The organism is Streptomyces sp. LaPpAH-108 (assembly GCF_000373625.1).
Lineage (GTDB): Bacteria > Actinomycetota > Actinomycetes > Streptomycetales > Streptomycetaceae > Streptomyces.
Genome location: NZ_KB891999.1, coordinates 97,546 through 114,746, shown reverse-complemented (window position 1 = coordinate 114,746; position 17,201 = coordinate 97,546). Strand labels below are relative to the sequence as shown.

The following is a 17,201-nucleotide window of genomic DNA, read 5'->3' as shown; positions in this document are numbered from 1 at the left end:
CCACCGGAGAGGAGACCCGACGCCATGAGCAAGCCCAAGAAGCAGGTGCACCTGGCCGCGCACTTCCCCGGGGTCAACAACACCACCGTGTGGAGCGACCCGGAGGCCGGCAGCCACATCGAGTTCAGTTCCTTCGCACACTTCGCCCGCACCGCCGAACGCGCCAAGTTCGACTTCCTGTTCCTCGCGGAGGGGCTGCGGCTGCGCGAACAGGGCGGCGAGATATACGACCTGGACGTGGTGGGGCGCCCCGACACCTTCACCGTCCTCGCCGCGCTCGCGGCCGTCACCGACAGGCTCGGCCTGACCGGCACCATCAACTCCACCTTCAACGAGCCGTACGAGGTGGCCCGCCAGTTCGCCTCCCTCGATCACCTCTCCGGGGGCCGCGCCGCCTGGAACGTGGTCACCTCCTGGGACGCGTTCACCGGGGAGAACTTCCGCCGGGGCGGCTTCCTGCCGCAGGAGGAGCGCTACTCGCGCGCCAAGGAGTTCCTGGCCACCGCGAACGAACTCTTCGACTCCTGGCACGGCGACGAGATCCTGGCCGACCAGGCCACCGGCGCCTTCCTCCGGGACGCCAAGGCCGGTGCCTTCACCCATCAGGGGCAGCACTTCGACATCCACGGCCGCTTCAACGTCCCCCGCTCCCCGCAGGGCCGCCCGGTGATCTTCCAGGCGGGCGACTCCGAGGAGGGCCGGGAGTTCGCCGCCTCCGACGCGGACGCCATCTTCAGCCGGTACGCCACCCTGGAGGAGGGCCGCCGCTTCTACACCGACGTCAAGGGCCGCCTCGCCAAGTACGGCCGCACACCGGACCAGTTGCTCATCCTGCCCGCGGCGACCTTCGTCCTCGGCGACACCGACGAGGAGGCCGCCGAGCTGGCCCGCGAGGTGCGCAGGCAGCAGGTCAGCGGGGCCACGGCCCTCAAGCACCTGGAGTTCGTCTGGAACCGTGACCTGTCGGGCTACGACCCGGAGGGCCCGCTGCCCGAGGTGGACCCGCTGGTGAGCGAGGAGCACATATCCCGGGGGCGGGCCCAGGTGCGGATGTACCGCGACCCGGTGGCCATCGCCCGCGAGTGGCGCGAGCTGGCCGAGACCAACGGCTGGTCCATCCGCGACCTGGTGATCAACACCGGCAACCGGCAGACCTTCGTGGGCTCCCCGGCCACCGTGGCCCGCACCATCGACGAGTTCGTGCAGGCCGACGCCTCCGACGGCTTCATCCTCGTCCCGCACATCACCCCGGGCGGGCTCGACCCGTTCGCGGACCGGGTGGTCCCGCTGCTCCAGGAGCGGGGGGTGTTCCGCACCGAGTACGAGGGCACGACCCTGCGCGAGCACCTGGGACTTGCCCACCCCGACGCGGGAGCGGGGGCGGAGCGGGCCGCGTCCTGAGCGGGAGTGCCGTCCGGCGGTCCGCGGGGCAGGTGGTGCCGCCCTGTCAGGTCCCGGCCGTCGGGCGGTGCCGACCATCTCGCTGCGAGCTTGGGGCGGTGCGGGCCACCGCGCCCCGCAGGTCCGTCGGCGCGGCGGCCGGTTGGTGACATCGAAGGCCGGAGCGCAGCCCACCCCGATCCGGTCCTCAAGCTCCGCCGCTCACCGTGTCCACCAGTTCCGCCAAGGCGTCGGCCAGCTGCTCCAGGCCCGGTCCCGCCGGGCCGCCCGGCTCGGTCATATAGGTGTCCCGGCGGATCTCGACCATCAGGGCGCTCACCCGCCGGTCCACGCCGTAGTGGGCGAGCGGTACGTACGTCCCGCTGAACGGGCTGTCCAGGCCGACGTCGCCACAGCGCGCGAACGCGGCCCGGGCCGCGCCGGTCAGCTCCGGCGGGGTGTGGAAGGGGTCGGTGCCGAGGCAGACGGCGGGGCGCGGGCCGTCCTGGTGCAGCTCGTAGGGGAGCGGCTTCGTCGGATAGGAGTGCACGTCGATGACGACGGCCCGGCCGGTCGCGGCGAGGCGCCCGGCCGCCGCGCGGGTCATCGCCTCCGCGTAGGGGCGGAAGTACCGCTCGACCAGCGGCCCTGCATCGGCGGGCTCGGGGCGCAGCGGCTCCCGGCGCGTGGTCCGGGTGTACACCGCGCCCATGCCGACGGCCAGCATCTCCTCCCGCTCGTCCGGGAACCGCTCCGGGTCCACGACCAGCCGGGAGAGCCGGTTGACGAACCGCCAGGGCCGCACGGACGCCAGCTCGGCGGCCCGTTCCGCGAGCATGTCGGTGTGGGCGTCGGTGAGGTGGTCCAGCTCCCGCGCCAGCGCCGTGTCGTCGAGGACGAGGCCCGCGCGTACCTCGTCCGGCAGCGCCCGTGCCGCGTGCGGGACGTGCAGCAGCACGGGCGAGGCGGCGCCCCCGGGCAGCAGGTCGAACGAGCGTGGGGTCACGGATCACTCCCGGGGCGGCGCGGACGGTGCGAGCAACTCGCGCACCATTGTGCCGACTTGCTCCGTCTCGAGCAGGAAGCCGTCGTGCCCGTACGCCGACTCCACCACCCGGGGCCGGTCCGCCGAGGGGATCAGCGCGGCCAGCCGCTCCTGCTGGGCCAGGGGATAGAGCCGGTCGGAGTCCACCCCGGCGACCAGGGTGGGCGCGGTCACCCGGGCGAGCGCGGCCCGCGTACCGCCCCGCCCCCGGCCCACGTCATGGGCGTTCATCGCCTCGGTCAGCACCACGTAACTGGCCGCGTCGAAGCGGCGGTTCAGTTTGTCGGCGTGATGGTCGAGATAGGACGCCACCCGGTAACGGCCACCGTGCCAGGGGTCCTCCGAACCCTGCGGGAGCCGTCCGAAGCGGGCCCGGAGTTCCGGTTCGGCGCGGTAGGTGACATGGGCGACGCGGCGGGCCAGGCCGAGTCCGGCGAGCGGTCCGTGCCCGGTGTCGTGATAGTCGCCGCCCTGCCAGTGCGGGTCGTCGCGGATGGCCCGGAGCTGGATGTGCGCCCAGGCCAATTGCTCCGCGCTCGCCTCCGCCGAGGTGGCGAGCAGCAGCAGGGCGCCCGTGCGCTCCGGGTACGACACCGCCCACTCCACGGCCCGCATCCCGCCCATCGAGCCGCCGACGACGAGCGCCCACCGGTCGATCCCGAGCGCGTCCGCGAGGCCGGACTCCGCCGCCACCTGGTCCCGCTGGGTCAGGAACGGGAAGGAACCGCCCCAGGCCCGCCCGGCGCCGGGACCGCCGGGATGTACGGAGGCCGGTCCCGTGCTGCCCTGGCAGCCGCCGAGCACGTTCGGCGCGACGACGAACCAGCGGTCGGTGTCCAGCGCGCGCGCGGGCCCGACCAGCGCGTCCCACCAGCCGGGGGAGGGATGCCCGGGCTCCACCGGACCGGCCACATGGCTGTCCCCGGTCAGCGCGTGCAGCACCAGTACCGCGTTGGAGCGGTCCGGGGCGAGCCGTCCCCAGGTCTCGAACGCCAGCCGGACACCGGGCAGTTCACCGCCCGCCTCCAACGAAAGCGGCGCCTCGGCCGCGTACCAGCGCCGCCGCCCCACGGGGTCGCCCTCCCGCCAGGCGCCGGTGGCGGCGGGCGGGAGGGCGTGGTCCGGTGTCGCCGGGACCGTGCTCAGGAGGCGCCCTTGGCCGCGCGGAACCCGGCCTCCAGGTCCGCCTTGAGGTCGGCCACGCTCTCCAGGCCCACCGAGAGGCGCACCAGACCCGGCGCGGTGCCCGTCGCCGTCAGCTGCTCCTCGTCGAGCTGGCTGTGGGTGGTGGACGCGGGGTGGATGATCAGGCTGCGCACGTCACCGATGTTGGCGAGATGGCTGAACAGCTCCACCGCGTCCACGAACCGCTTGCCCGCCTCCACGCCGTCCCGCAGCTCGAAGGAGACGACGGCACCGGCGCCGCGCGGCAGATACGTCTGCCCGGCCTCGTACCACGGGCTGGACTCGAGGCCCGGGTAGTGGACGGCGGCCACCTCGTCGCGGCCCTCCAGCCACTCGGCCAGCGCGAGCGCGTTCGCCGAGTGCCGCTCCAGGCGCAGGCTCAGCGTCTCCACGCCCTGGAGCAGCAGGAACGCCGAGTGCGGGGAGAGCGCCGGGCCGAGGTCGCGCAGCAGCTGCACACGCAGCTTGACCGCGAAGGCGCCGGGTCCGAGCGCGGGCCAGTAGCGCAGCCCGTGGTAGCTCGGGTCGGGCTCGGTGAAGTCAGGGAACCGCTCCGGGTGCGCGCCGAAGTCGAAGGTTCCGCCGTCCACCACCACGCCCGCGATGGTCGTGCCGTGTCCGCCGAGGAACTTGGTCGCGGAGTGCACCACGATGTCCGCGCCGTGCTCGATGGGCCGCAGCAGATAGGGAGTCGGCACCGTGTTGTCCACGATCAGCGGTACGCCCGCGTCGTGCGCCACGTCCGCGACGCCGCGTACGTCGAGCACGTTGCCGCGCGGATTGCCCAGCGTCTCCGCGAACAGCGCCTTCGTGTCCGGGCGGATCGCCGCGCGCCAGGCGTCCAGGTCGTCGGGGTCGTCCACGAACGACACCTCGATGCCGAGCCTCGGCAGGGTGTGCCGGAAGAGGTTGTAGGTGCCGCCGTACAGCGAGGTGCTGGAGACGATGTGGTCGCCCGCGCCCGCCAGGGTGAGGATCGCCAGCGTCTCGGCGGCCTGCCCGGACGCGAGCGCGACGGCCGCGACCCCGCTCTCCAGAGCGGCGACGCGCTGCTCGAAGACGTCCTGGGTGGGGTTGTGGATGCGGGTGTAGATGTTGCCGGGCTCCGCGAGCGAGAACAGGTCGGCCGCGTGCCGGGTGTCCTCGAAGACGAAGGACGTCGTCTGGTAGATCGGCGTGGCCCGCGCCCCGGTGGTCGGGTCGGGCGTCGCCCCCGCGTGGATCTGCCGGGTCTCGAACGACCAGGCCGAGGTGTCGGGTCCTGCGGGCGTCTCGTCGGGGGTGTGGCCTGCGGTGACCGAGTCGATGGGCCGGCTGCTCATGGTGCTCCTCGTACGGGTCGGGCGCGGACTCGCGACGAGACAAGCACGGGCGGCGGGCACCGGACAGTCCGGCGCGCACCCCGACACGAGGACGTCATGCTCGGCACACCGCCGCAACACGGGGCAATGCCCCCGACGTACTGCCGACGGGTACGACCGTGCCCCGGCCGGAGAGCCCGGCCGGGGCACGGTGAGCTACGCCTGGATCAGCTCAGGGACGCGAGGACCGCGTTCCAGGTGGCCGACGGGCGCATGACCGCGTCCGCCTTGGCCGCGTCCGGCTTGTAGTAGCCGCCGATGTCGGCCGGGGAGCCCTGCACGGCGAGCAGCTCCTCGACGATCTTCTGCTCGTCGGCCGCGAGGGCCTCGGCGAGCGGGGCGAACGCCTTGGCCAGGTCGGCGTCGTCGGTCTGCTTGGCCAGCTCCTGCGCCCAGTACAGGGACAGGTAGAAGTGGCTGCCGCGGTTGTCGATGCCGCCGACGCGACGGGTCGGGGACTTGTCCTCGTCGAGGAAGGTCGCCGTGGCGCGGTCCAGGGTGTCGGCGAGGACCTTGGCGCGGGCGTTGCCGGTGGCCTCGGCGTACTGCTCGAAGGCGGGGACCAGGGCGAAGAACTCGCCGAGGGAGTCCCAGCGCAGGTAGTTCTCCTTGACGAGCTGCTGGACGTGCTTGGGGGCGGAGCCGCCCGCGCCCGTCTCGAACAGGCCGCCGCCCGCCATCAGCGGGACGACCGACAGCATCTTGGCGCTGGTGCCCAGCTCCAGGATCGGGAAGAGGTCGGTCAGGTAGTCGCGCAGCACGTTGCCGGTCACCGAGATGGTGTTCTCGCCGCGGCGGATGCGCTCCACCGACAGCTTGGCGGCCTCGACGGGCGAGAGGACACGGATGTCCAGGCCCTCGGTGTCGTGCTCCGCCAGGTACGCGTGGACCTTGGCGATCAGCTGCGCGTCGTGGGCGCGCTCCTCGTCCAGCCAGAACACGGCCGGGTCGCCGGTGGCGCGGGCGCGGGTGACGGCCAGCTTGACCCAGTCGCGGATCGGGGCGTCCTTGGTCTGGCAGGCGCGGAAGATGTCGCCCGCGGCGACCGGCTGCTCGATCAGGACGTCGCCGTTCGCGTCGACCACGCGGACGGTGCCCGCGGCCGGGACCTCGAAGGTCTTGTCGTGGGAGCCGTACTCCTCGGCCTTCTGCGCCATCAGGCCGACGTTCGGGACCGAGCCCATGGTGGACGGGTCGTAGGCGCCGTTGGCGCGGCAGTCCTCGATGACGGCCTGGTAGACACCGGCGTAGGAGGAGTCCGGGATCACCGCGAGGGTGTCGTGCTCCTGGCCGTCCGCGCCCCACATGTGGCCGGAGGTGCGGATCATCGCGGGCATGGAGGCGTCCACGATGACGTCCGAGGGGACGTGCAGGTTGGTGATGCCCTTGTCCGAGTCGACCATGGCGAGGGCCGGGCCCTCGGCCAGCTCGGCGTCGAAGGACGCCTTGATCTCGGCGCCCTCGGGCAGGGCCTCCAGGCCCTTGAGGATGCCGCCGAGGCCGTCGTTCGCGGAGAGACCGGCCGCCTTGAGTGTCTCGCCGTACTTCGCGAACGTCTTCGGGAAGAACGTGCGCACCACGTGACCGAAGATGATCGGGTCGGAGACCTTCATCATCGTGGCCTTCAGGTGCACGGAGAAGAGAACGCCCTCCTCCTTGGCGCGGGCGACCTGCGCGGCCAGGAAGCGCTCCAGCTCGGCCACGTGCAGGACGGAGGCGTCGACGACCTCGTCCTTGCGGACCGGTACCGACTCGCGCAGCACGGTGGTGGTGCCGTCCTCGGCGACCAGCTCGATACGGAGCGCGCCGTCCTCGGCGATCACCACGGACTTCTCGGTGGAGCGGAAGTCGTCCTCACCCATGGTGGCCACGTTGGTCTTGGACTCGGGGGTCCAGGCGCCCATGCGGTGCGGGTGGGTCTTGGCGTAGTTCTTCACCGAGGCGGGGGCGCGGCGGTCGGAGTTGCCCTCACGCAGGACCGGGTTCACGGCGGAACCCTTGATCTTGTCGTAGCGGGCGCGGATCTCGCGCTCCTCGTCGGTCTTCGGGTCCTCGGGGTAGGCCGGGAGGGCGTAGCCCTTGGCCTGCAGCTCGGCGACGGCGGCCTTGAGCTGCGGGATGGACGCCGAGATGTTCGGCAGCTTGACGATGTTGGCCGAGGGGGTCTTGGCCAGCGCGCCCAGCTCGGCGAGCGCGTCCGGGATGCGCTGGTCCTCGGTCAGGTACTCCGGGAAGACGGCGATGATGCGCCCGGCCAGCGAGATGTCGCGGGTGTCCACGGGCACACCGGCCTGGGCGGCGTACGCCTGGATCACCGGCAGGAACGAATGGGTCGCCAGGGCCGGCGCTTCGTCCGTGTAGGTGTAGATGATGGTCGAGTCAGTCACCGGGTGCTCCGCTCCACGTCTGCAACATTGCTCGACATCAAGATATCTCGTGACCGCTCTCGCTTCGACAGGGGTCCGCCGCCGATCGCTCAGCGGCCGGTCCCGGTCATCTCCCGCTCGATCCAGCGGCAGATCACGTCCACGACGTACACGTGCTCGGCGCGGGTGAGGTCACGGTCCTTGGGGATCCCGTGGCACCGCAGCAGACAGCTCCGGCAGCACGTCCCGGTCGCGTGCTGCGCCACGAAGACGGGGTGCCCCCGGTACGGCGTCTGCTTGCCGTCCTTGTACGGCCGCGCGGGCGCCAGCCGCTTCGCGATCAGGTCGTACGCGTGCCAGCGGATCGTCGCGGGGCCCTTCAGCTCGGCGGTGACCCGGTCCCGGCCACGGAGATGGAACTTGGCGCGGAACGGCTGCCGGGTGATCGAGTCGAGCCGGGCGTCGAGGGCGGCGGGGGTGGGCGGGGTGAAGGGTTCGGGGGCGGGGATGGGGTCGGGCTCGGGCTCGGGTTCGGGTTCGCGCGGAGAAGTCATACTATTTCGAGCTTAGCCCGGTGGCGTGAGCCGTGGACCGGGCGTGCCACGATGAGCCGGTGACCGATGAACGCCGGAACCTGCTCGTGGACAAGACACCCCTGCCCGACGGCATCGAGGAGCGGCTGCGGGCCCAGCTCACCTTCCTGGTGGAGGTGGACCAGCTCAAGACCGTGCTGCGCCAGTCGCCCCTCGCGGCGGCGGACCGCCGGGAGAACGACGCCGAGCACTCGTGGCACCTGGCGATGATGGTGGCGGTCCTCGCCGAGCACGCGGACGAGCCGATCGACGTCGGCCACACCATCGAGCTGGTGCTGCTGCACGACCTGGTGGAGATCTACGCCGGCGACACCCCGCTGTACGACAGCGCGGGCGGCGCCGGTCAGCAGGAGCGGGAGGCGGTCGCGGCCGACGCGCTGTTCCGGCTGCTCCCGGACGACCAGGCCCGGCGGATGCGGGCCCTGTGGGACGAGTTCGAGGAGCGGGCCACGCCCGAGGCCCGGTTCGCCAAGGCCATGGACCGGCTCCAGCCGCTGCTGCTCAACTGGATGGCCCGCGGTGGCACCTGGCGTACCCCCGGCGTCACCGCCGACGACGTCCGGGCCCGCAAGGCGGTGATCGGCGACGCCTCCGCCTCGCTGTGGACGGCGGGCCGCCACCTCATCGACGAGGGCGAGAGGCGGGGCTGGTCGCGGAGCACGGCGGCCGAGGACTGAGCGGGGCGCGCGGCCGAGGGCTGAGCGGGACGCGGCGGCCGAGGGCTGAGGCGTCCGAGGGCTGAGCGGAGTGGTGGCGACGCCCTGCCCACGGGGCGCCGCCACCCGGCTCACTGGTCGGCCAGTGCCGGACCCGCCGGTACGTCGCCGGCACTCCGCTGATGCGGAATCAACGGCGCCCCCTGCTGCAGCGTCACCGTGCGGGCCGGGACCGGGATCGTGATGCCCTCCTCGCGGTAGCGGCGGTGGAGGCGCTTGATGAACTCGTGCTTGATGCGGAACTGGTCGCTGAATTCGCCGACGCCGAGGATGACGGTGAAGTCGATGCGGGACTCGCCGAAGGTGTGGAAGCGGATGGCGGCCTCGTGCTCGGGGAGGGCGCCGGTGATCTCGGTCATGACCTCGCCCACGACGTCGGCGGTCACGCGCTCGACGTGTTCGAGGTCCGAGTCGTAGCCCACGCCCGCCTGGACCAGCATCGTGAGCTGCTGCTCGGGGCGGGTGAAGTTGGTCATGTTGGTCTTGGCCAGCTGGCCGTTGGGGATGACCACGAGGTTGTTGGAGAGCTGGCGGACGGTCGTCTGACGCCAGTTGATGTCGACGACGTAGCCCTCCTCGCCGCTGCTCAGCCGGATGTAGTCGCCCGGCTGGACGGTCTTGGAGGCGAGGATGTGGATGCCCGCGAAGAGGTTGGCCAGCGTGTCCTGGAGGGCCAGCGCGACGGCCAGACCGCCGACGCCCAGGGCGGTGATGAGGGGCGCGACGGAGATGCCGAGCGTCTGGAGCACCACCAGGAAGCCGATGGCGAGGACCAGCACCCGGGTGATGTTGACGAAGATGGTGGCCGAGCCCGCCACCCCCGAGCGGGACTGGGTGACGGCGTGCACGAGGTTCGCGATCACCCGGGCCGCGGACAGCGTCACCACGAAGATGATCCAGACCTCGAGGATCTGGTACACGCTGTGCTTCGTGGTCCGGGTCAGCGGCAGCATCGCCGCGGCCGTCGCCGCCCCGCCCGCTATCGCCGCCCACGGCACCACCGTGCGCAGCGCGTCCACGATGACGTCGTCGCCGCTCCACTTGGTCCGCTTGGCGTGCTTGGCCAGCCAGCGCAGCACGGTGCGGGACAGGAAGGCCAGCACCACACCGGCCGCCAGGGCGATCCCGGCGAGCACGAGGTCGTCCAGCGTCGCCTCACGGGTCAGCACGTGGTTCACCGGCCGCCTCCCAGGGCCGACACGGCCGCGTGGAGCTTGAAGTGAAGTCTCGTCACGTTGTCACCTGCTCGAAGTCCGGGATGTGCCGTGGCGCGCCGCACGCCGTGCACCGGCGGGCGCGTTCGCTCGTCATCCTGCCGTATCCCGGAGGGCGTTCCGCACCCGGACGGCGGAGCATGATCGCTTACTGCGGGTAACTGGCCCCCGCTCACAGCCCGGTGAAAGAACCGTGCCGCCCGGCCCCGTCCGCGAACCGCCGCGCACCCCGCAACGCCTCGCCCAACACGTCCCGCCCGCCCAGCAGTTCGTCCCGCATCGCCGCCTCCTCCGGCCGCCCCTCCTGGTCGAGCACCGACGCCCGGTCGGCACGCAGACAGTCCTGCGGGAACCGGGCGATGGCGGCGGCCAACTCCTCGGCCGCCGCCCGGGATCGCCCCCTCGGTACGACGCGGTCCGCGAGCCCGATCGCGTGCGCCTCGGCGGCCTCCACCGGCCGCCCGGTCAGGATCATGTCCAGCGCCCGCCCGGTGCCGACCAGCCGGGGCAGCCGTACCGTGCCCCCATCGATCAGCGGGACGCCCCAGCGGCGGCAGAACACCCCGAACACCGCGTCCTCCTCGGCGACCCGCAGATCACACCACAGCGCCAGCTCGAGACCGCCCGCCACGGCATGCCCGGCGACGGCCGCGATGACCGGCTTGGACAGCCGCAACCGCGTCGGCCCCATCGGCCCGTCCCCACCCTCCTCGACCCGGTTCCCGCGCGGCGTACCGATCGCCTTGAGATCCGCCCCCGCGCAGAACGTCCCGCCCTCACCCCACAGCACCGCCACCCGCGCACCGTCGTCCGCCTCGAACGCCCGGAAGGCATCGGCCAGTTCGACGGCCGTCGGCCCGTCCACCGCGTTCCGCGCCTCCGGCCGGGACAGGACGACGGTGGTGACAAACCCCTTGCGCTCCACACGGACCGACACGGCTGCTCTTCTCCTCGCTCGGTGATCACGGTCTTCTCGGGTTGTGCGGTCCCATACTCCGCTCGCGCGGCCCGGAGCGGGAGAACCGGTCGAGTCGGGTCACCCGCGGCGCGGGTCGATCGGTGTGAGCACGCCGAGGCGGTCCTCGATCTCCTGGGCGGCGGCCAGGCACAGGTCTTCCCGGAAGGCGCGCCCGATGATCTGCACGCCGGACGGCAGTCCGTCGTGGACTCCGGTCGGTACGGCTACCGCGGGCACGCCCACGAAGCTGGTCACCGTGCACAGGCGCATGCCCGAGGCGACCCGTTCCCGTCCCGCTTCGTCACGTGACTCCAGGCCCGGCTCGACGGGCGGCTCGGTGAACACCGGCCCGAGCAGGAGCGGGTATGCGTGGAGGAACTCCGCCCAGGAACGGCGGATGGTGAGCCAGGTCCCCATCAGCTTCGTGAGTTCCGCGGCGGTCGCGGGCGGGGTCTTCTCCATGGCCCACCGGATGTAGCGGTCCTGGCCTTCGCCGAGCAGCTTGCGCACCACCGGCCAGGTCGGCGCGAACTCGGTCACGGTGATCCGGCCGTACGCCTCGAGTGCCTCGTCCAGTCGCGGAACGTCGGCCAACTCCCGTACGTCGTACCCCGCGTCGCGCAACGCGTCCGCCGCCGCCGTGACGGCCCCGCGGACCGCCGGGTGGACGCCGTGGCCTCCGGGGTCGGCGACGACCGCGACCTTGAGCGGCCCCGGCAGCGGCTCGCCGTAGAGGGGCACGGGAACGGCCCGTGGATCGCGGGGGTCGGTCCCGGCCAGTGTCTCGTACGCCAGTCGCAGGTCGGCGACCGTACGGGCCAGGGGCCCGTCGGTGACCAGCAGTTGTGAGGCCGGGCCCGGGTCGTCCGGGCCGAGGACGCGGTGGTCGGCGGGGAACCGTCCGGTGGTCGGCTTCAGCCCCGTCACCCCGCAGAACGAGGCCGGGATCCGTACCGATCCGCCGGAGTCGTTGCCGAGTCCGAGCGCGGCCATGCCGGTGGCGACGGCCACTCCGTCACCGCCGCTGCTGCCGCCCGGGGTCCGGCTCCGGTCCCACGGGTTGACGGTGTCGCCGAACAGTTCGCTGCGGGTGTGCATCCCGGCCAGGACCAGGGTGGGCATGTTGCTGTGGCCGATCGGTACGGCTCCGGCCGCGCGGAGCCGGGCCACCGGGGGCGCGTCGGCCGGAGCCACCATGTCGCGGAAGCGTGCCGTTCCGAGCGTGGTCGGCACGCCTTCGACAGCGGTGGTCTCCTTCACCGTGAACGGCACCCCGGCCAGTGGCCCGAGTTCTTCGCCCGCCGCTCGCCGCCGGTCCGTCCGCGCCGCTGCCTCACGGGCTCGCTCGGCCATCAGCTGCGTGACCGCGTTGACCCGTGGGTTGACCTCGGCGATGCGGGCCAGGTGACTGTCGACCAGTTCGAGGGCCGAGATCTCTCCGCTTCGGACCGCCTCCGCCTGGGCGGCGGCCGTCATGCCCCACAGGGCGTCCTGCCTGATCATCGTGCTTTCCTCCGCATGCCGAAGTACCCGGGTCCGCACCATAGCCCGGAACCGATACGATCGTATTGGAATAAGGAGGCCGACCGCGCATGCCCAAACAGGTGGACTACGAGAGCCGACGCCGCCGGATCGCCGAGGCCGTCTGCCTCCTCGCCGACGAACACGGGCCGGAGGGGGTGAGCATGCGTGATGTTGCCGCCCGCGCGCAGGTCTCCGTGGGCGCCGTCCAGCGCTGCTTCCGCAGCAAGGGGGAGATGCTGCTTTTCGCCGTCGACCACGTCGGCGAGCGCATCACCGAGCGGGTGAGGAACCGCCTGGCCGCAAGCCCGGACCGATCGGCCGCCGCCGTCCTGGGCCACGCGACCGACGAGATCGCCCTGCTCCGCGAGGAACACCGCGCGGAAGCACGGATCTGGCTCGCGTTCGTCGCCCAGGCCGCTGTCAGCGAGTCACTCGCCGGTCCGCTGAGAATCAGCTACACGGCCCTCCAGACCCTCCTCGTCCGCCTCATCGCAGAGGCCACCGAGACCGACTCGGCCGACGAAGGCGCCACGCCGCCCGACCCGCAGCGCGAGGCTCGCGCTCTGCTCGCCCTGGCGGACGGCCTCACCACCCATGTGCTCATCGGCCACTTGACCGGGCGGGAAGCCGAGGAAGTCCTGCGCACACATCTGGCCGGCCTCTGGGAGCGCCTCGGCATCCGCCCTCGAAAGGACCACCAGGACCCCTCGCCACGTCCTTGAGGGGACCGCGCTTCGCTCAGATCACCCGCAGCCGCACCAACGCCCCCAGCGTCAGCGCGCCCGGCACCAGGGGGAGCCACACCGTGATCATCCGGTACGCCAGGACCACCGCCGTCGCCACGGCCGCCGGGCCGCCTGCCGCGACCAGGGCGACCACCAGGGCGGCCTCCACCGAGCCGATGCCGCCCGGGGTGGGGACGAGGGCGACCGCCGTGGTCGCGGCGAGGTAGGCCAGCGCCGCGTGGGGGGCCGGGACCGGAAGTTCCAGCGCGCGGCCGACCGCGACGAGTCCGGCCGCCTGGAGGGCCGGGAAGGCCAGGGCGCCGCCCCACAGGGCCAGGGCGCGGGCCGGGCGCCGGTGCACCGAGCGGGCCTCGCCCAGGGCTTCCCGGAGGAAACGGGCGACGGTCGCGCGCAGCCGCCGTACCAGGAACAGGAGGGCGCCCGCCGTCGTCACCAGGGCCGCGCCGCCCAGCAGCAGCGGGAGCGCCGAGCCGTCGGGCAGGACGGGGTGCAGGCGCAGTGCGTCCGGGAAGGCGATCAGGAGCGCGGCCAGGAGGCCGAGGCGGCCCACGCACTCGGCCAGCAGGTACAGGGCGAGCGCGGCCGAGGAGCGGGCCAGGGGCACCCCGCACACGGTCAGGAAGCGCAGGTTCACCGCGCTCGCGCCGAGGCCGGTGGGCAGCAGGTGGTTGGCCGCGCCCGCCGCGAACTGGGTCGCGAGGAGCCGCCGTTTGGGCAGCGGGCGCAGGACCGCGCCCTGGCGGGTGCACGCGGCCGCGACCCAGGTCAGACAGGTCGCCGCGCCCGCCACCAGCAGCCACGGCCACGACGCGGTGCGCACCTGCCCGAACCCCTCGGCCAGGACCGAGCGGTGGCGCACCGCGACCACGGCGACCAGCACCAGCGGCACCAGGCACAGCACGCGGCGGACCTGGACGCGGACACGGAAGCGCCGCAGCGGCCGTGGAGGAGGAGAAGTCAGCGCCGTCACACCCGGGGAGGCTTCCCCCGCCGCCCCAACGGCGGGTGGCGGCGGGGCGGACAGCGGCTTGCGGCCGGGCAGCGGACGGGCGGGAGCGGGAGCGGTCATGGCGGCAGCCTTCGCGGGGAGCGGGGTGGGGAGGTTCCTGGGGACGGTGGAGCGGGTGGGGCGACGCACGCCTTGACCTCAACAAAGCTTGAGGTTCTACGGTGCCGTTCATGAGCATGGAGACCACCGCGTGGACACAGCTCCACAGCGTGCTGAACGCCCAGGAGCAGCGCCCCCTCGCCCGCGCCACCGTGCGCCGTATCGCCGCCTTCGCCCGCCCGCACCGCGCGGGCATCCTCCGCTTCGTGCTGCTCGGGATCGTCGCCGCGCTGTTCGCGGTGGCCACGCCGGTGCTCGCCGGGCGGGTCGTCGACGCCATCGTGACGGGCCACGACTCCGGCACGGTGGTACGGCTCGCCGTGCTGATCGCGCTGGTCGCCGTCGCGGAGGCCGGACTCGGCGTCCTGGTCCGACGGCTGTCGGCGACCCTGGGGGAGGGCCTGATCCTCGATCTGCGCACCGCTGTCTTCGATCATGTGCAGCGGATGCCCGTCGCCTTCTTCACACGTACGCGTACGGGCGCGCTCGTCAGCCGACTCAACAACGACGTGATCGGTGCCCAACGGGCCTTCGCCGGCACCCTGTCCGGCGTGGTCACCAACCTGGTCACCCTGCTGCTCACCCTCGCCGTCATGCTCGGCCTGTCCTGGCAGATCACCCTGCTCGCACTCGCCCTGCTCCCGGTGTTCGTGCTGCCCGCCCGCCGGATGGGCCACCGCATGGCCCTGATGCAGCGCGAGGCGGCGACGCTCGACGCGGCCATGGGCACTCGCATGACCGAGCGCTTCTCGGCACCCGGCGCCACCCTGGTGAAACTCTTCGGACGGCCGGAGGAGGAGTCCGCCCAGTTCGCGGCGCGCGCCCGCCGGGTCCGCGACATCGGGGTGCGCACCGCCACCGCGCAGTCGGTGTTCATCACCGCCCTGACCCTGGTCTCCGCCCTGGCCCTCGCGCTGGTCTACGGGCTCGGCGGCTGGTTCGCGCTGCACGGCACCCTGGAGGCGGGCGCCGTCGTCTCCCTCGCCCTGCTGATCACCCGCCTCTACGCCCCGCTGACCGCGCTCGCCGGAGCCCGCGTCGAGGTCATGAGCGCGCTGGTCAGCTTCGAGCGGGTCTTCGAGGTGCTGGACCTCAAGCCCCTCATCACCGAGAAGCCGGACGCGGCACCGGTGCCCGAGGGCCCGGTCGCGGTCGAGTTCGAGGACGTGCGCTTCGGCTACCCGGCCGCCGACCAGGTCTCCCTCGCCTCCCTGGAGGAGGTCGCCGCGCTCGACCGGCGGAGCGGCGCCGAGGTCCTGCACGGCATCTCCTTCCGCGCCGCACCCGGCGAGACGGTCGCCCTCGTCGGCTCCTCCGGCGCGGGCAAGTCCACCATCGCCCACCTGCTGCCCCGGCTGTACGACGTGGACGCCGGGGCCGTGCGTGTCGGCGGCACCGACGTGCGCGACCTGACCGGCGCCTCGCTGCGGGCCACCGTCGGCATGGTCACCCAGGACGGCCACCTCTTCCACGACACCGTCCGCGCCAACCTGCTCCTCGCGGCCCCGGACGCCACCGACACCGAGCTGTGGGACGCGCTCGGCCGGGCCCGCCTCGCCGAGGTCGTACGCTCCCTGCCCGACGGCCTGGACACCGTGGTCGGCGAACGCGGCTACCGGCTCTCCGGCGGCGAACGCCAGCGCCTGACCATCGCCCGGCTGCTGCTCGCCCGCCAGCGCGTCGTCATCCTGGACGAGGCCACCGCCCACCTGGACAACACCGCCGAGGCGGCCGTCCAGGAGGCCCTGACCGAGGCGCTGCGGGACCGCACCGCCGTGGTGATCGCCCACCGGCTGTCCACCGTACGGGCCGCCGACCAGATCCTGGTGGTGGAGGCGGGGCGGATCGTGGAGCGCGGCACGCACGAGGAACTGCTCGCGGCGGGCGGGCGCTACGCCGAGCTGTACCGGACGCAGTTCGCGGCGCGACGGGACGAGGCGGAGGCGGTGGCCTGACGGGCGGGGCTCTCCCGACCGGCCGGTGCCCCCTCCGTCCCGTACGACCGCCGTCGTCGCAGGTCTCGACGGCGGCGGTCCCGTTGGACCACCATTCCTCGGGCAAGGCCCGGCGCACCGGGCGCGTCGGGGCAGAGAGCAGCGGTGATGAGTTCCACGGAACGGGCACGGCAGACCGATCCCACCGCCCGACTCGCTTCGCACGCGCCCCCGTTGCGCGTCCTCGCCGTGGACGACGAGGAACCCGCCCTCGAAGAGCTGCTGTACCTCCTCGGCGAGGATCCGCGCGTCGGCGACGTGCTGCCCGCCCTGGACGCCACCGAGGCGCTGCGGCTGCTCGGCCGGGCGGTCGAGGCCGGGCCCGACGGCACCGGCGCCATCGACGTCGTCTTCCTCGACATCCACATGCCGGGCCTCAGCGGACTCGAACTGGCCCGGCTGCTCGGCGGGTTCGCCGCCCCGCCGCTCATCATCTTCGTCACCGCGCACGAGGACTTCGCGCTGCGCGCCTTCGACCTCAAGGCCGTCGACTACCTCCTCAAGCCGCTGCGCGCCGAGCGGTTCGCGGAGGCGGTGCGCCGGGTGGCCGAACTGACCCGCGCCGGACAGGGCCCGAGACCGGCCGTCCCCGCCGCTCCACCAGGAAGCGGTGGCACCGACCAAGTCCCCGTGGAACTGGGCGGGGTGACCCGCTTCGTGCCCGTCTCCGACATCGTCCACGCCGAGGCGCAGGGCGACTACGCCCGGCTGCACACCCCGTACGGCAGCCACCTCGTCCGCATCCCGCTGTCCACCCTGGAGGAGCAGTGGCGCCCGCACGGGTTCGTGCGCATCCACCGCAGCCACCTCGTGGCCCTCGCCCGCATCGAGGAACTGCGCCTGGACGGCGGGAACGTGACCGTCCGCGTCGGTGACCGCGTCCTCGCCGTCAGCCGCCGCAACGCCCGCGAACTGCGCGACCTGCTGGCCCGCCGCGCCACCCGCGCGGCCGACCGCCCCCGCTGAGGCGGCACCGCCCTGTGGCGACCGTGTGCCGAACCGCGTCAGGTG

Annotated in this window: 14 protein-coding genes; 5 read left to right on the top strand and 9 right to left on the bottom strand. The window is 73.0% G+C overall.

All coding sequences use genetic code 11. The features are described from left to right. Window positions 1–24: 24 nt before the first annotated feature. Window positions 25–1,401, top strand: a complete 1,377-nt coding sequence (locus B079_RS0129265) for an NtaA/DmoA family FMN-dependent monooxygenase (protein WP_018549411.1) — start codon at window positions 25–27, stop codon at window positions 1,399–1,401. Between the two features lie 187 nt (window positions 1,402–1,588). On the opposite strand, the gene B079_RS0129260 is transcribed toward B079_RS0129265, so the two are convergent. The 5 genes from B079_RS0129260 to B079_RS0129240 all read right to left on the bottom strand — a co-directional run bounded on the left by B079_RS0129260 (window position 1,589) and on the right by B079_RS0129240 (window position 7,891). After that, a complete protein-coding gene (locus B079_RS0129260) occupies window positions 1,589–2,386 on the bottom strand; it encodes an N-formylglutamate amidohydrolase (RefSeq protein ID WP_018549410.1) in 798 nt (265 codons plus the stop codon). Window positions 2,387–2,389: 3 nt separating this feature from the next. Further along, a complete protein-coding gene (gene metX / locus B079_RS0129255) occupies window positions 2,390–3,571 on the bottom strand; it encodes a homoserine O-acetyltransferase MetX (protein WP_078496124.1) in 1,182 nt (393 codons plus the stop codon). Further along, window positions 3,568–4,932: a bifunctional o-acetylhomoserine/o-acetylserine sulfhydrylase gene (locus B079_RS32935; RefSeq protein WP_018549408.1), complete on the bottom strand. Its 1,365-nt coding sequence runs from the start codon at window positions 4,930–4,932 to the stop codon at window positions 3,568–3,570. The genes metX and B079_RS32935 overlap by 4 nt, the downstream gene beginning before the upstream one ends. A 206-nt stretch (window positions 4,933–5,138) precedes the next feature. Beyond that, entirely contained in the window at window positions 5,139–7,358 is a 2,220-nt protein-coding gene (locus B079_RS0129245; protein WP_018549407.1) for an NADP-dependent isocitrate dehydrogenase, read from the bottom strand. A gap of 89 nt (window positions 7,359–7,447) precedes the next feature. Beyond that, window positions 7,448–7,891, bottom strand: coding sequence for a DUF4186 domain-containing protein (locus tag B079_RS0129240; protein WP_018549406.1), 444 nt, complete (start codon window positions 7,889–7,891; stop codon window positions 7,448–7,450). Between the two features lie 59 nt (window positions 7,892–7,950). Here B079_RS0129240 and B079_RS0129235 point away from each other — a divergent pair, with 59 nt between their 5' ends. Continuing rightward, window positions 7,951–8,607 carry an HD domain-containing protein gene (locus B079_RS0129235; protein WP_018549405.1) on the top strand — a complete coding sequence of 219 codons (657 nt, stop codon included), beginning with the start codon at window positions 7,951–7,953 and terminating at the stop codon, window positions 8,605–8,607. A 110-nt stretch (window positions 8,608–8,717) separates the two neighbouring features. Here the strand turns inward: B079_RS0129235 and B079_RS0129230 are convergent, their stop codons facing one another. From B079_RS0129230 to B079_RS0129220, 3 genes are all read right to left on the bottom strand, one after another. After that, a complete protein-coding gene (locus tag B079_RS0129230) occupies window positions 8,718–9,812 on the bottom strand; it encodes a mechanosensitive ion channel family protein (protein WP_026249200.1) in 1,095 nt (364 codons plus the stop codon). A 220-nt stretch (window positions 9,813–10,032) separates the two neighbouring features. Further along, window positions 10,033–10,797 carry a crotonase/enoyl-CoA hydratase family protein gene (locus B079_RS0129225; protein WP_018549403.1) on the bottom strand — a complete coding sequence of 255 codons (765 nt, stop codon included), beginning with the start codon at window positions 10,795–10,797 and terminating at the stop codon, window positions 10,033–10,035. A 99-nt stretch (window positions 10,798–10,896) separates the two neighbouring features. Next, window positions 10,897–12,321 carry an amidase gene (locus B079_RS0129220; RefSeq protein ID WP_018549402.1) on the bottom strand — a complete coding sequence of 475 codons (1,425 nt, stop codon included), beginning with the start codon at window positions 12,319–12,321 and terminating at the stop codon, window positions 10,897–10,899. Between the two features lie 89 nt (window positions 12,322–12,410). Between B079_RS0129220 and B079_RS0129215 the strand changes: the two genes are divergently transcribed. Continuing rightward, window positions 12,411–13,064: a TetR/AcrR family transcriptional regulator gene (locus B079_RS0129215; protein WP_018549401.1), complete on the top strand. Its 654-nt coding sequence runs from the start codon at window positions 12,411–12,413 to the stop codon at window positions 13,062–13,064. 16 nt (window positions 13,065–13,080) lie between these two features. Here B079_RS0129215 and B079_RS0129210 read toward each other — a convergent pair whose 3' ends face one another. After that, on the bottom strand, window positions 13,081–14,058 hold the full coding sequence (locus B079_RS0129210) for a lysylphosphatidylglycerol synthase transmembrane domain-containing protein (RefSeq protein WP_420705806.1): 978 nt from the start codon (window positions 14,056–14,058) through the stop codon (window positions 13,081–13,083). A gap of 215 nt (window positions 14,059–14,273) precedes the next feature. On the opposite strand from B079_RS0129210, the gene B079_RS0129205 reads away from it, so the two are divergent. Continuing rightward, window positions 14,274–16,151, top strand: a complete 1,878-nt coding sequence (locus B079_RS0129205; protein ID WP_037802288.1) for an ABC transporter ATP-binding protein — start codon at window positions 14,274–14,276, stop codon at window positions 16,149–16,151. Window positions 16,152–16,298: 147 nt separating this feature from the next. Then, complete coding sequence (locus B079_RS0129200) at window positions 16,299–17,156, top strand: LytR/AlgR family response regulator transcription factor (protein WP_018549398.1); 858 nt, start codon at window positions 16,299–16,301, stop codon at window positions 17,154–17,156. Window positions 17,157–17,201: the final 45 nt, after the last annotated feature.

Bases quoted from the DNA above. Each gene is read 5' to 3' on its own strand.
- B079_RS0129265 (WP_018549411.1), top strand. From the start codon at position 25: ATGAGCAAGCCCAAGAAGCAGGTGCACCTGGCCGCGCACTTCCCCGGG.
- B079_RS32935 (WP_018549408.1), bottom strand. From the start codon at position 4,932: ATGAGCAGCCGGCCCATCGACTCGGTCACCGCAGGCCACACCCCCGAC.
- B079_RS0129240 (WP_018549406.1), bottom strand. From the start codon at position 7,891: ATGACTTCTCCGCGCGAACCCGAACCCGAGCCCGAGCCCGACCCCATC.
- B079_RS0129220 (WP_018549402.1), bottom strand. From the start codon at position 12,321: ATGATCAGGCAGGACGCCCTGTGGGGCATGACGGCCGCCGCCCAGGCG.
- B079_RS0129215 (WP_018549401.1), top strand. From the start codon at position 12,411: ATGCCCAAACAGGTGGACTACGAGAGCCGACGCCGCCGGATCGCCGAG.
- B079_RS0129205 (WP_037802288.1), top strand. From the start codon at position 14,274: ATGGAGACCACCGCGTGGACACAGCTCCACAGCGTGCTGAACGCCCAG.
- B079_RS0129200 (WP_018549398.1), top strand. From the start codon at position 16,299: ATGAGTTCCACGGAACGGGCACGGCAGACCGATCCCACCGCCCGACTC.